This window comes from Xanthomonas phaseoli pv. dieffenbachiae (genome assembly GCF_008639345.1).
Taxonomy (GTDB): domain Bacteria; phylum Pseudomonadota; class Gammaproteobacteria; order Xanthomonadales; family Xanthomonadaceae; genus Xanthomonas; species Xanthomonas phaseoli.
The window spans coordinates 5,066,133-5,081,708 of sequence record NZ_CP041380.1; the positions used below are offsets into that span (position 1 = coordinate 5,066,133).

A 15,576-nucleotide genomic window follows, 5' to 3' on the forward strand; every position below is an offset into this window, starting at 1 on the left:
CTGCTGCCGGCGCCGTGGGACGGCGTGTTTCTAGGGGATTAGCGATGTCTACGAATTGCCATGCCGTCGGTGGCGTGCACTTGGCCCTGCGTTGGCTGATGGCACTGCTGCTATTAGCGAGCTCTCATACCGCCTTGGCAGCCTATTGCCCGGCCCCCAAGAGTGCCACCGTCAGCTCCGGCGGTTCGGTGACGTTCGACGTCAGCGACTGCGATGGCCCGTTCAATGCCGGCATGGCCGACGGTGCGCAACCATCGCATGGCAGCTACTCCCTCACCGGCCAACTCGACAGCGCCGGAACCGAGCGGGTGACCTACACCAACAACGGGGATGGCGCGACCTCGGACTCGTTCTATCTGCTGGACGAGGACAATAACCAGGTCGTCTTCAACATCACCATCAACCCCTCGCGCACCGCCAGCATCGCGGTCAGCCCGTCCGCCGCCAACGAGGACAGCGGTACCTCCTTGGTCTACACGGTGACGCTGAGCCAGACCAACAGTTCGCCGACCACGGTGAACCTGACCCGCAGCGGTACCGCCACCAGCGGCACCGACTACACCGGCGCGGTCAGCAGCGTGGTGGTGCCGGCCAACGCCACCTCCGTCAGTTTCAGCATCACCCCGGTCGCCGACACGACGGTGGAACCCGATGAGACGGCGATCTTCAGCGTCGCCAGCGGCACCGACTATTCGGTCGGCAATCCGTCCAGCGCCACCGCCACCATCGTCAACGACGACTTCCCGGTCGCCACCATCACCGTCTCGCCGGCCAGCGTGTACGAAGACGGTGCACCCAACCTGGTCTACACCGTCGCGCTGAGCCAGCCATCGCCGTCGGCGCTGTCGATCGGCTTCAACGTCGGCGGGACCGCCACCAACGGCACCGACTACGCCACGATCAATTCGCCCTTGGTGATCGCGGCCGGCCAGACCAGCGGCACCATCACCGTCAACCCAACGCCCGACACCACGGTCGAACCCGATGAGACAGTGGTGATCAGCCTCAATGCCGGCAGCGGTTACACGGTTGGTTCGCCGAACAGCGCCACCGGCACCATTCTCAACGACGACCTGCCGGGGCTGTCGATCAACGATGTCTCGGTGAACGAAGGCAATGCCGGCACCACCAATGCCGCCTTCACCGTGTCGCTGAGCGCGCCGGCCGGCGCCGGCGGCGTCAGCTTCGATCTCGCCACGGCCGATGGCACCGCCACGGCGGGCGTGGATTACGCCGCCTCCAGTCTGACCAGGACCATCCCCGCCGGCAGCAGCAGCGCCACCTTCACCGTGCTGGTCAACGGCGACACGCTGGCCGAGCCGGACGAAACGTTTTTCGTCAACGTCAGCAACGTCACCGGTGCCACCGTGAGCGACGGGCAGGGCCTGGGCACGATCGTCAACGACGATGCGCAGCCGGCCCTGTCGATCGACGATGTGAGCGTCAACGAAGGCAACAGCGGCACCACCACGGCCACCTTCACGGTGAGCCTGAGCGCGGCCAGCGGCCAGACGGTTACGGTCAACTACGCCACCGCCGACGGGACCGCCACCGCCGGCAGCGACTATGTCGCGCGCTCCGGCACGCTGAGCTTTGCGCCGGGCGTGACCGCGCAAGGCGTGGCCGTTACGGTCAATGGCGACACCGCGGTCGAGCCCAACGAGACCTTCAGTGTCGGCCTGTCCGGGGCCAGCAATGCGACCATCGCCCGCGCCACCGGCACCGGCACCATCCTCAACGACGATGCGGTGGTGACGATCTCGCCCACGTCGCTGCCCGCAGCAACCGCAGGCACTGCGTACAGCCAGACGCTGACCGCCAGCGGTGGCACCCCGGGCTACAGCTTCGTGATCAGTGCCGGGACGTTGCCGGCCGGAATGACATTGAATGCCGCCGGGGTGCTGTCCGGTACGCCGACCGCCAGCGGCAGCTTCAACTTCACCGTCACCGCGACCGACAGCGGGGTGCCGACCAGCGGCAGCCGCGCCTACACCCTGACCGTGGCCGGCGCCAACGTGACCTTGCCGGCCACCACCTTGCCGGCCGGCACCGCGGGCCAGGCCTATTCGAGTGCGATCACTCCGGCCACCGGCGGCATTGCGCCCTACAGCTACGCGCTCACCGCCGGCGCGTTGCCCGCCGGCATCACGCTCAACAGCAGCAGCGGGACGTTGACCGGCACCACCACCAGCGTGGGCAGCTTCAACTTCAGCGTCACTGCGACCGACAGTACCAGCGGCACGCCCTCCCAAGGCACGCGCGGCTACACGTTGAACATCGCCGCGCCGACGATTGCGCTGGCGCCGGCCACGGTCCCCACCGCAACACGTGGCACCGCCTACAGCCAGACGCTGACCGCCAGCGGCGGCACCGCGGCCTACACCTATGCGATCACCAGCGGTGCATTGCCGGCCGGCATCACCTTGGCCAGCAACGGCACCTTGTCGGGCACGGCCACGCTGGAGGGCACGTTCAACTTCACCGTGCAGGCCACCGACGCCAACAGCTTCACCGGCACGCAGGCATACAGCCTGACCGTGGCTGGCCCGAACCTGGTGTTGCCGGCGTCGACCTTGCCGGCAGGGACCGCCGGGCAGGCCTATGCGGCTGCGATCGCCCCGGCCACCGGCGGCACGGCGCCGTACAGTTATGCAGTCACTGCCGGCGCGCTGCCGGGTGGCGTGGTACTGGACGCTGCAACCGGCGGCCTCAGCGGGACGCCGACCGTATCGGGGACCTTCACCTTCACCCTGACGGTCACCGACAGCACGCCCAGCCCCGCCGCGCAGGCCAGCCGGAGCTACGCGCTGACCGTCAACGCCGCAACGCTGGTGCTGAGGCAGCCCACCTTGCCGGCGGCCGTGCGTGGCAGCGCCTACAGCCAGGTGCTCACCGCCAGCGGCGGCATTGCGCCGTACCGCTACAGCATCGCCAGCGGCACGTTGCCGGCCGGATTGACGCTGGCCAGCGACGGCACGTTGTCGGGCACGCCAACGGTACAGGGCACCTCGTCGTTCACCATTGCGGTGGCCGATGCGGGCAATGCCACCGCCACGCAGGCCTACACCTTCACGGTGAACGATGCGGCGCCGGTGGCGGTGGCCGATGTTGCCGCCACCATGACCGACACCGCCGTGACCGCAGCGGTCACCGCCAACGACACCGGCAGCATCACCGCGATCGCCATTGCCAGCGCACCCACCAACGGCACGGCCGTGGTCAGCGGGTTGGAAGTGGTCTATACGCCGAATGCCGGCTTTACCGGCACCGACGTGCTGAGCTACACCGCCACAGGCGCAGGCGGCACCTCGGCTGCGGTGACGTTGACCATCACGGTCAACGTGCGGCCGGTGGCGGTGTCGGTGACTGCAGCGGCAGTGCCGGGCGAAGCGCAACAGGTGGATATCACCCGTAACGCCACCGGCGGGCCGTTCGTGGCCGCTGCGGTGGTTGCGGTCCTGCCGGCCTCGGCCGGTACCGCCACCATCACCCGCGTGGGCGGCACTGCCACTGCGGCGGCGGCGCGTACCTCCGGCCTGTCGCCGGCAGCCACTGCAATGGCCGAAGCGCCGAGCTTTACCCTGACCTTTACGCCCAACCCGGCCTTCGTCGGCCAGGCCACGGTGCAGTTCACCTTGTCCAACGCATTCGCCACCTCGGCCCCGGCCAGTGTGGTGTTCAACATCGCACCACGGCGCGACCCGAGCGTGGATGCGGAAGTGCGTGGCCTGATCGATGCGCAGTCCGAGTCCACGCGGCGTTTTGCGCGGGCGCAGATCGACAACTTCCAGCGCCGTCTGGAGGCCACGCATCGCGGCGGTGGCAGCTTCACCAACGCAGTGAGCTTCCAGCCGACCTCGCACTGCCGCCAGGCCGAGCGCGGCATCAGTGCGCAGCCGTGCAGCCCGGACACGCAGGACGCCGACAACGACTTCCGCGACGCGCCCGCAGTTGCCAGCAGCACCGGCAGCAGCGCGCAGACGCAGGGCGACCTGGGTCTGTGGGTGGGCGGCGCGATCCGCTCGGGCAGCCTGAACCGGCAGACCAACAGCAACGGGGTGGATTTCCAGACCGATGGGTTGAGCGTGGGTGCCGACTACCGTGTTGCCTCGTCGCTGGCGATCGGTGCGGGCCTGGGTTGGGGCCGCGACGACAGCGATGTGGGCAACAACGGCAGCCATAGCAAGGCCACCGCCTACACGATGGCGTTGTACGCCAGCTTCCATCCGGGCAAGGCGTTCTTCTTCGACACCTTGGTCGGCTACCAGATGCTGTCGTACGACCTGCGCCGCTTCGTCACCGATGACAGCTCGCTGGCCGAGGGCAACCGCGACGGCAAGCAGTGGATCGCCTCGCTGTCCACCGGCGCCGATCTGCAACGCGGCACGCTGCAGATCACCCCGTACGCACGGGTGGATGTGGCGCGCGCCACCTTGGACGGTTATGCGGAACAAGGCGTGGCCCCGTTCGCACTGCGCTATGCCGACATGGACGTGGCCACCACCACCGGAAATCTCGGCCTGCGTCTGGAATGGCGCCGCGAGGTTGCCTGGGGACGGCTGAGCCCGCAGTTGCGCGTGGAATATCAGCGCGACTTCCAGGGCCGTGGCGATGCGATCCTGAGCTATGCCGACCTCACCGGTGGTCCGTTCTATCGCACGGCGCAGAGCGCGTTCGACCGCAACCGGTTGATGGTGGGCATCGGTGCGGCGCTGCTGACCGAACAAGGCCTGTCGACGCGGCTGGAATACCGCGGCATCACCGACGGCGACAGCAACAACGACCAGACCTGGATGATCAATCTGGAAAAGAAATACTGATCGGGTTGCACGCCGTGCAGTCATGCAATGCGATGGGCCGGGCGAACACCCCGGCCCATCGCGTTTGTGATGTCGGCGTGTTGCTGGCGTGGTTGCGCTGACGCTTGGGTACGGCGCCACTGGCTGCATCGGGCATTGGAAGGTTGCGCGTAACCACGGCAGCACGTCGTCTGCGGCGTGAGGCCTGATTGCAGTTGTCGATGCACGGTGTGTGGCGCGCCGTTGCTCGGCATCTTTCGCGTAGCGCTGTTACACGGTGTCGTGCGGCCTTGCGTTTCAGCGCGGCCACCGGGCGCCGACACGGCGGCAAATAACGCCTCACGCGCGCATCCGGCACAATGCGCCACGCATGCACGCCACTTCCGCGCCCGATTTCCGTCTTTATCCATCCAATGCGCTGGATACCCTGGCCGCCTTGCTCGCGCAGGAGTTGCGCCGGCCGATGCCGGGGCAACCGTTGCTGCAGCCGGAGGTGGTGCTGATTCCGCAGGTGGCGATGCGGCGCTGGTTGCAGTCCACGCTTGCGGCCGAGCACGGTGTTGCGGCGAATCTGGAATTTCTCACGCCCGGCGAATTCGTCGCGCGTGCGCTGGAGCGCAACCTCGGCGCGGCCGACGACGACCTGGACATGGCCACCACGCAGTGGCGGTTGTATGCGGCCCTGCAATCGGACCTGGGCCGCGATGCGGCGTTGGCGCCGCTGGCCGGCTATCTGGCCGATGGCGATGCGCTCAAGCCGTGGACGCTGGCCGGCGAATTGGGCAGCGTGTTCGAGAAATACCAGGCCTGGCGCCGCGACTGGCTGCTGCGCTGGGAAGCGGGCGCCGACCCGGACGATCCGCAGGCCCGGTTGTGGCGCAGCATCGCCACCGGCCGGCAATACCGCGCACGGCGCATCGGCCAGTATCTGGATCGCTACGCGCGTGCCGATGGCCCGTTGCCGCAGGGTTTGCCGCCGCGCGTGTTCGCGTTCGCCATCTTGAACATCTCGCCGGACGTCTTGCGCGTGCTGGCCACGCAGGCGCGCGTGGGCACGCTGCATTTCTATCTGCCCACACCGACGCAGGGGTACTGGGGCGACCTGCAGAGCGTGTGGCAACGTCGGCGCGAAGATGGCGCCGTGCAGCTGTTCGCCGAGCAGGTGCAGGAAAACCCCTTGTTGCAGGCCTGGGGCGCAGCCGGGCGCGATTTCATGGCATTGGTAGGCGACTACGAAGTGGTGCACCCACTGGCGGAAATTGCCGCCTACGCCGACCCGCTGGATTCCGGTCGCCGCACGCTGGCCAATGGCGGGCTGGGCGACAGCCTGTTGCGGCGCATGCAGAGCGATCTGTTCCATCGCCGCGCGCCCGCGGCGGAAGCGGTATTGCCGGCGGTGAATCTGCACGACCCCAGCCTGCAGGTGCACGCCTGCCACACGCGGCTGCGCGAGTTGCAGGTGTTGCACGACCAACTGCGCGCGCTGCTCGACGACCCACGCTTCGACCCGCCCCTGCAGCCGCGCGAGATCGCGGTGCTGTCGCCCAATATCGACCCGTACGTGCCGTATCTGGATGCGGTGTTCGGCAGCCATGGCAACGACGACGCGCTGCCCTATGCGCTGGCCGATGCCAGCCCGTTGGCGAGCGAGCCGCTGGCCGAGGTGTTCCTCACCTTGCTCGGTTTGCCGATCGCGCGTTTCGGGCTGCATGAAATCCTCGACCTGCTGGCCAGCGCGCCGATCGCCGAAGCCGCCGGCCTGGACGAAGCCGGGCTGGAACGCCTGCGCAGCTGGCTGCACGCGGCCGGCGCGCGCTGGGGCCTGGATGCGGCGCACCGGCGCCAGCACCAGGCACCGGGCGACGACGCCTATACCTGGCGTTTTGCGCTGGACCGGCTGCTGCTCGGCCATGCCAGCGGCGCCGACGAGGACATCGAGGGGGTAGCGCCGTGGCCGCAGCTGGAAGGCAGCGCGCTGGCCGCACTCGACACGTTGTTGCGGCTGTTGCGCGTGCTCGAACGGCATCAAGCTGCGCTGGCCGAGGCGATGACACCGGTCGAGTGGCGCGAGCGTTTGCTGGGCCTGCTCGAGGCATTGATTCCGACCACGCCAACGGCGCCGCGCGCGCCGCGCGCGCTGGATCGCTTGCGCACCTTGATCGACCAATTCGCCCGCGACGCGGTACGCGCCGAGTACGCCGGCGTGGTGCCGGCCGAGGTGGTGCGTGCGCATTTCGCGGCGGTGCTGGGCGAATCGGATACGCGCGCGCCGCTGCTCACCGGCGGCATCAGTTTCGGGCGCATGGTGCCGATGCGCTTGCTGCCGTTCCGCGTGATCTGCCTGCTCGGCATGAACGATGGCGATTTCCCGCGGCGCGACCCGGCCGCCGGGCTCAATCGCCTCACCGCGGAACTGGGGACCGAACGTCGCCGGCACGGCGACCGCTCCACGCGCGAGGACGACCGCTTTTTGTTCCTGCAGTTGTTCGCCTCCGCGCAGGACGTGTTCTACCTCAGCTATCTCGGCGCCGATGCGCGCGATGGCAGCGTGCGCGAGCCGTCGGTGCTGGTCAGCGAATTGCTGGCAAGCGCCGCGCAGTACCACGCCGCCAGCAACGCGCTCGACACGCTGGTGGTGCGGCACCCGTTGCAGCCCTTCGCCGCCGCTGCGTTCGGTGCGCTGGGCGACGACGGCGCCGACCCGCGCCGTTTCAGTTATCGCCGGCAATGGCGCCCGGCGGTGGACAGCCTGGTCGGCCAGCGGCAGCCGCTGGCGCCGTGGGTGGCCGGTGCATTGCCGGCTGACGAGATCGTGTTGCCGGCCAGCGTCTCCATCGACGCGTTGCGCCGGCTGCTGACCGACCCGGCCGGGCAGTTCCTGCGTCATCGGTTGGGCATGCGCCTGCCCGATCCGGCCGGGCAGGACAGCGATCTGGAACCTTTGCTCGCTCCCACGCGCGGGCTGGATCAATACGGTTTGCAGCAGCAGATATTCGACGCTGCACTGGCAGGCGACACCGAGCACCTGTACGCGCGTCTGCGTGCCCGCGCGCTGCTGCCGTCCGGCCCGCTGGGGCAGCGCCAGCTCGACGAGCGCGTGGCGCAATTGCGCCCGTATGCCGACGCGTTCCGCCAGTGGCGCGGCGAGTCCCCGGCCCAGTCGCGCCGGTTGCAGGTGCAGATGGACGAGATCGAAATCCACGGCCGTGTGCCGGGCTGGTACGCCAGCGGCGTGGGGCGCGTGCAGGTCGGCGCGCTCAGCGGCCGCAGCGCCATCCGTCATGGGCTGGAATGGCTGCTGCTGCGCGCCGCCGGCGAGCACGCCCCGTACGTGCGTTTCTTCGAACACGACGACGGCCTGGGCCCGCATCCCATCGATGCGCAGCCGCTGTCGCAGACACAGGCGCGCGCCGCATTGGCCGAACTGCTGCAGCTGTATCGCCACGGCTTGCAGGCGCCGCTGGCGTTCGCGCCGTACAGCAGCTGGAAGTATCACCAGGCCGCACGCAGCGGCGACCTGGACAAGGCCATCAAGGAGGCGGCCGGGCAGTGGCAATCGGGTTTTGGCTGGAGCGAATCGCACAGTCCGGAACTGCGCCTGGTCACCCGCGGCCGCGACCCGTTTGGCGACGCGCAACGCTTTGCCGAGTTCGCCGCCACCAGCCACCGTGTGTATGCATTGCTCGAACAGGGACACACCGGCGCGCCGCTCGAGACCGAGCGCGTGATCGACAGCTGGCGGCATTGGCACGGCGCGCAGGAAGACGCCGAATGAGCGTCAGTTCCGTCACCGACCCATACCTGCAGTTGCCGCTGCACGGCGTGCGCCTGATCGAGGCCAGCGCCGGCACCGGCAAGACCTTTACGCTGGCCACGCTGTTCACCCGGCTGGTGGTCGAACGCGGCCTGCGCATCGGCCAGATCCTCGCGATGACCTTCACCGAAGCCGCCACCCAGGAGCTGCGCCGCCGCATCCGCGAACGCCTGGTGCTGGCCGCAAGCCTGGTCCCCGATGCGCCATCGCTTGTCGTAGCAGCGGCCCAGGCCGTGACCGACCTCGCCGACGACCCGTCGCAGCCAGGTCCGCTCCTACGCGACCCCCCCGACGTGCTGCTCACCCGCGCCATCCTGGTCACGCACCTGGCCGGCGGCAGCGAAACGCCCGCCGCATTGCGTCGCCGCCTGCAGCAGGCGGTGGAAGAAATCGATCTGGCCGCGGTGTTCACCATCCACGGCTTTTGTGCGCGCGTGCTGCGCGAGCACGCGCTGGAAAGCGGCCAGGCGTTAGCTGCGCCGGAATTGCTCGCCAACGATCGCCAATTGCTCGGCGAAGTCGCGGTCGACCTGTGGCGGCAGCGCGCCGCCGATGCGGTGATGGCCGAAGATCTCATCGCGCTGTGGTCGGGCGGCCCCGAGGCCTTGGCCAGCGATCTGCGCACGCTGGTGCGGCATCCGACGCTGTTGCCGGCAGTCGCCACGACCACCGACGATGCGCCCGCCTTGTTGCAGGCCGTGCACGCGGCGGCCAACGCACTGGCTGACGCATTCAACACGCATGGCACCGCATTTTTCGAGGCCATCATGTCGGCCATCGAGGGCGGCATCCTGAGCAAGGTCAGCTACAAGCCGGAATGGCTGGCATCGCTGTGGCAGTGGTTCGAAAGCTTCGCTGCCGCGCCATCGTCCAACACCGCGCCACACGCCAAACTGCTCAAGTTGACCGCGGCGGAACTGGCCGCCGGCACCAACAAGAAGTTTCTCGATCGCACGCCGTCTTCGCCGATGAGCCACCAGATCGATGGCTATCTCACCGCGCTGGTGCACGTCGAAGCGTGGCGCAGCCGGCGCCGTATCGCCCTGCTGCACGCGCTACGCGACGATGCCATCGCACGGCTGGCGCTGCTCAAGCGGCAACGCCGCGTGCAGACCTACGACGACCTGGTCGATGGGGTCGCGCACGCATTGCAAGGCGCACAGGCCGACGCCTTGGTCAAACGCTTGCGCACGCAATACGCCATCGCGCTGGCGGACGAATTCCAGGACACCGACGACCGTCAGTGGTCGATCTTTTCCAACGTGTTCGGCGAAGGCCCGCTCGCACAAGCAGCAGGGCTGGAGCCGGCGCTGTTTCTGATCGGCGACCCCAAGCAGGCCATCTACGGCTTCCGTGGCGGCGATGTGCGCACCTATCTGGCCGCTGCAATGACCGCCGAACTGGCGCCGCCGCTGAGCCACAATTTCCGCTCGCGCCCGGGCGTACTGGCCGCCATCGACGCGCTCTACGCGCAGGCCGGCTACACCGATGCCTTCCTCACCGACGGCATCGCCTTCCACCCGGTGCAGGCCGGGACCAAGCGGGTGGATGAAGACCTGCAACGCGATGGCGTCGCTGCGCCGGCGTTGACGCTGTGGCGCGCGCCGGAACCGCCGCCGCCTGCGAAAGGCAAGCCCAGGCCCTGGAGCGCCGGCCGCGCGCGCGAGCTGGCCACCGCCGCCTGCGTTGCCGCGATCCGCGGCTGGTTGGCCGCTGCCCGCGACAGCACGGCCACGGTGTGCGGACGCCCGGTGCAGGCCGGCGATATCGCCGTGCTGGTGCGCAGCCACGGCGAGGCCACGCGCATCCAGCAGGCGCTCGGCGCGGTGGGCATCCCGGCGGTGGCCGCCGGCAAGCAAAGCCTGTTCGCCACCGAACAGGCGCTGGAAGTGCTTGCCTTGCTGCAGGCCTTGCTCGACCCGGGCGACGACAGCCGCCTGCGCGCCGCCTTGGCCACGGTGTTGATCGGCGAAGACGCCATCGCCATCGCCGCACTTGAGCGCGACGGCGAGCGTCACCGCCGCTGGCAGCAACAGGCGCTGGACTGGCGCGAACGCTGGCAGCGCGGCGGCCCGCTCGCCCTGCTCGGCGAGCTCGGCGCCACGCACGGGCAGCGCCTGCTCGCCCTGGTCGATGGCGAGCGGCGCCTCACCAACTATCTGCAACTGGCCGAACTGCTGCAGGAAGCCGACGCGCGCGCACTCGGCCCGCATGGCCTGGTCGACTGGCTGGCGCGGCGCATCGCCAATGCCGACGACAACGACGAAACCCAGCAATTGCGGCTGGAATCGGACGCGCGCCGCGTGCAGATCGTCACCCTGCACAAGAGCAAGGGCCTGGAATATCCGCTGGTGTTCCTGCCGTATGTCGGCATCGGCCGCAGCGACAAGGGCGCCGGCCGCCATTGCGTGGTGCATGCGCCGGACCTGGGCCGTCAGCTGCACTGGAAGACAGAGCGCGACGACCCGAGCTGGAGCGCCGCCGAAGCCGCCTGGAAGCAGGAACAACGCGCCGAAGATGCGCGCCTGCTGTATGTCGGTCTCACCCGCGCCGAGCACGCGCTGTGGATCGCCAGCGGCCCGTTCCATCAGCACGAACGCACCGCGTTGTCGCCCATGCTGCGTGCGCTCGATGCGCTGCAGGGCGCGGCGGGCGAGGGCACCGTGGCGGTGGACACCCGCACGCCGCCGGCCCACCTGCCGCGGCTGCCGGCGCCGAGCGAGGCGCAGGTGCCGCCTGCGCGCAGCGCGCAACGGCACATCGCCCCGGAATGGTGGGTGTACAGCTTCACCCAACTGGCCAACGCCGACGCCGGCGCGGTCACCGACCCGATGGCCAGCGCCACCGTCGTCGGCAGCGGCGGCAGCGATGAACCGTCCGGCAGCGAGGCGGTTGCCGTGGCCGTTGCCAGCGACGCCGAACCGTTCGATCCCCGCTTTGCCGGCAACCGCTTCGGCGTGGTGATGCACGACGTGTTCGAACGTTGCGACTTCGCCGCCTGGCAGGCCTGGCGGCCGGGCCAACCTGCGCCTGACGGCCAGGCCGCACCCATCCACGAGGCCCTGCAACGCGGCGGCTACGCCCAGGACGACCTCGACGACGGCCTGCGCATGCTCACCGCGCTGATCGGCCACACGCTCACCGTGGCCTTGCCCGAAGGCACCTGCCTGGCCGACGTGCCCGAACCGCAGCGCCGCAACGAAATGGAATTCCATTTCGCCATGCGGCCCACCCGCGTCGATGCGTTGCTGGCCCTGCTGCATCGGTTTGGCGTGGTCGGCGACCGCCAGGCCTTCGGCGCGCGCCAGCGCCTGGAAGGCCTGATGACCGGCCTGATCGACCTCACCTACAGCGTGGACGGGCGCTGGTATGTGCTGGACTACAAATCCAACCGCCTGCCCAGCTACGACGCCGACGCCCTGGCGCGGGCCATGGCGCACAGCGAGTACGAACTGCAGGCGCTGATCTACACCGTGGCGTTGCACCGCTGGCTGCGCTTCCGCCTGGGCGATGCCTACGACTACGCCCGCGACTTCGGCGGCGTGCGCTATCTGTTCTGTCGCGGCCTGGATGCCGGGCGCCCTGCGGAGGCTGCCGGGTCGGAAGCCGCTGACGAAACCCATGGCCATTCCATCGCGGGCCAGCGTACGTCCGCACCCACGCGCGATTCCACCGGCGACAGACCCGACTCCGCTCCGAACGCCGTCGCCACGACCGCCGGCGTTCCGCGCGCGCCGCTTGGCGATCCGGCACCGGGCATCCACGCCTGGCGCTTCGAACCAGCGCTGGTGCACGCCGTGGACGCCTTGTTCGCCGGCAAGCCTGCAGATGCGCTGTCCAATGACGCGCCAGCGCAAGGTGGCGCCAACCACCCTGAGCCCCTCTCCCCCCGGGAGAAGGGGTGGGGTGAGGGTACGTCCGCACCAGGGACACCCACCCCATGAACCAATGCACCGCGCCAGTCGCATGGCCGGCCCGCACCGCGTTCGCGCCTCTCAGCGATCGCGCCGAGCACGCACCGCCCGCGCGTCATCGGCGTCAACGCTGCTGCGCGCCCGCACTGCACGCCAACACAGGTGGGCGCAGCATGACCGGGCGCGAGCGCGTATCCGCCAACGGAATGCCAACGCCATGAACCCCCCAAACCTGTTCGCCGCCCTCAACCAGAGCGGCGCCCTGCGCACCCTGGATCTGGCCTTCGCGCAAAGCCTGCAACGCCTGGAACCGGACACCGATCCACAGGTGCTGGCCGGCGCCGCGCTCGCCTCGCTGGCAGTGACCAGCGGCCACGCCGGGCTGGACCCGGCCCGCGCCGCCATGGTGCTGGACGCGCGCGACGGCCCGCCGCCGACCTTCCCGGATCCCGCCGACTGGCAACGCAGCCTGGCCGCCTCGCGTTGGGTCGATCAACCGCAGCCCGAGGCCCCGGCGGCCGCCGATTGCCCGCTCGTCCTCGAACGCGGCCTGCTCTACCTGCGCCGCTATCGCGAGTACGAACGCCGCCTGGCCCTGGGCCTGCAACGCATCGCCGCGCAAGCGCCGCCGCCGGTCGACGCCGCCACGCTGGCGCCGCTGTTCGCGCAGTTGTTCCCGAACGCCACCGCAACGCCTCGCAGCGCGGCCCCAACCCCTCTCCCCCCGGCAGAGGGTGCCCGCGGGGCGGGTGAGGGGTCGGGCCTGCCCGCGCCCTCCCTCCGGCAAGAGGGCACAAATCCGCCTGCGCCGTCCATCACAGGGTCGAACCAGGCAGCGCCAGCCCGCAGCCCCGACCGCCAAGCCCAGGCCGCGGCCCTCGCGCTGCGCCGCATGCTGCTGCTGGTCACCGGCGGCCCCGGCACCGGCAAGACCACCACCATCGCCCGCATGCTGCTGCTGCGCATCGCCCAGGCCCGGGCCGCCGGCACATCGCCGCCGCGCATCGCCCTGGCCGCGCCCACCGGCCGCGCCGCCGAGCGCATGGCCGAGAGCCTGCGCCTGGCCGTGGCCCGCGCCATGGAGCAAGGGCTGCCGCCTCCCTGCGACACACCGACCCCGGAGATGTCCCCTCTCCCGTCCACCGCACCGCACCCAGACGCTTTCCCTCTCCCGCCTGCGGGAGAGGGTGCCCGCAGGGCGGGTGAGGGCAGCCCCCCCACCGATTTCCCGTCCACCGCACCGGAAGACGCTTTCCCTCTCCTGCCTGCGGGAGAGGGTGCCCGCAGGGCGGGTGAGGGCAGCGCCCCTACCGATCTCCCGTCCACCGCACCGGACCCAGGCGTTTTCCCTCTTCCGCCTGCGGGAGAGGGCGCCCGCAGGGCGGGTGAAGGCAGCCCCCCCACCGATCTCCCGCCTACCGCACCGCACCCAGACGCTTTCCCTCTTCCGCCTGCGGGAGAGGGCGCCCGCAGGGCGGGTGAAGGCAGCCCCCCCACCGATCTCCCGCCTACCGCACCGCACCCAGACGCTTTCCCTCTCCCGCCCGCGGGAGAGGGTGCCCGCAGGGCGGGTGAGGGCAGTGCGCCCATCGACCCGTACGGGAACTCCGCCCTGCCCAGCGGCGCCAGCACCCTGCATCGTCTGCTCGGCGTCATCCCGGATTCCCCACACTTCCACCACAATGCCGACAACCCGCTGCCGTTCGACCTGATCGTGGTCGACGAAGCGTCCATGGTCGACCTGCCGCTGATGTGCAAACTGGTCGAAGCCGTCGCCGATGGCACCCAGCTGATCCTGCTCGGCGATGCCGACCAGCTGCCTTCGGTGGAAGCCGGCGATGTGCTGGCCGCCATCCTGCAGGCCGCCGGCCCGGGCGATGCCCTGCAGCCCGAGGATGCCCAGGCCCTGCAACCGCTGCTCGGCAGCGCGCCTGTCGATCCGCCTGCGGTCACCTCCGCCACCCGCAACGGCGGCCTGGCCGGCCACCGCGTGCACCTGCTGCGCGGCTATCGCCAGGCGGAGGATTTCGCACTGGCGCCACTGGCCGACGCCATCCGCGCCGGCGATGCCGACACCGCCTTGGCCCTGCTACGCAGCGGCGAACTGCCCGGCGTGTACTTCCACGAAGACGGCGAAGACCCGCTGACACTCGGCCGCGATGCGCTGCTCGCCCACTGGCGCGCGCTGGCCAACGCGCAAGACCCCGCCGCCGCCCTGCGCGATGCCGCCCGCCTGCGCCTGCTCACCGCGGTGCGCGCCGGCCCGCAAGGCGCGCGCGGCCTCAACGCCCGCATCGAACAACTGCTGGCCGACACCGGCGCCGGCGCCCGTCGTCTGGGCGGCGCCTCGCCCTGGTTCCAGGGCCGCCTGCTGCTGATCACCGAAAACAGCTACCGCCACGGCCTGTTCAACGGCGACGTCGGTATCTGCCTGCGCAGCGACCCGGGCGCCTTGCCTGGCCGCAGCGACGCGCGCCCGTCCCCCGGGCAGGGCGATGCAAGTGCCGTGACCACGCGTGGCCACGTGCCACCGTCGCCAAGGCCGGGCCACGCCGGCGACCGCGCACACCATGACACCCCCGCCACCGACAGCCGTGCCCAAGGCCCCTTGGTCGCCTGGTTCGAAGGCGACGGCGACGGCCAGGTGCGCGGCTTCCATCCCGCCGCACTTCCCGCGCACGAAAGCGCCTTCGCCATGACCGTGCACAAGGCCCAAGGCAGCGAATTCGACGAGGTCTGGCTGCAACTGCCCACCCGCGACGCCCGCGTACTCAGCCGCGAACTGCTCTATACCGGCCTCACCCGCGCCCGCCGCGCCCTGCACTTGGCCGGCAGCGAAGCGGTCATGCGCGCCGCGCTGGCGCGGCACGCCGCACGCATCTCGGGGTTGGCGTGGCGCTTGGGTGCAAAAGACGACAAGCCACCGCCAGTTCCAGCACCCACGCCAGCGCCGCTTCCACAACCGCCGCCTAGTGCGCCTGTGCAAGGTGCGCTGTTCTGATCCAATCCAGTCGGTGCCGGCGCTTGTCCCGCAATGGCAGGCTGCACG

At 70.0% G+C, this 15,576-nt stretch carries 4 protein-coding genes; all 4 read left to right on the forward strand.

The window, feature by feature from the left end; genetic code table 11:
- Positions 1-80: 80 nt before the first annotated feature.
- The 4 genes from FLG15_RS22505 (at position 81) to FLG15_RS23750 (ending at position 15,528) form a co-directional block, all read left to right on the forward strand.
- Positions 81-4,820, forward strand: a complete 4,740-nt coding sequence (locus FLG15_RS22505) for a putative Ig domain-containing protein (protein ID WP_209228231.1) — start codon at positions 81-83, stop codon at positions 4,818-4,820.
- A 349-nt stretch (positions 4,821-5,169) separates the two neighbouring features.
- Positions 5,170-8,574, forward strand: a complete 3,405-nt coding sequence (gene recC, locus FLG15_RS22510) for an exodeoxyribonuclease V subunit gamma (protein ID WP_057678419.1) — start codon at positions 5,170-5,172, stop codon at positions 8,572-8,574.
- Complete coding sequence (gene recB / locus FLG15_RS22515; RefSeq protein ID WP_150147472.1) at positions 8,571-12,557, forward strand: exodeoxyribonuclease V subunit beta; 3,987 nt, start codon at positions 8,571-8,573, stop codon at positions 12,555-12,557. Before recC ends, recB begins: the two co-directional genes overlap by 4 nt.
- Before the next feature lie 187 nt (positions 12,558-12,744).
- Positions 12,745-15,528 (forward strand): AAA family ATPase, encoded by a 2,784-nt coding sequence (locus tag FLG15_RS23750; RefSeq protein WP_150147475.1) that lies wholly within the window; start codon positions 12,745-12,747, stop codon positions 15,526-15,528.
- Positions 15,529-15,576 lie beyond the last annotated feature (48 nt).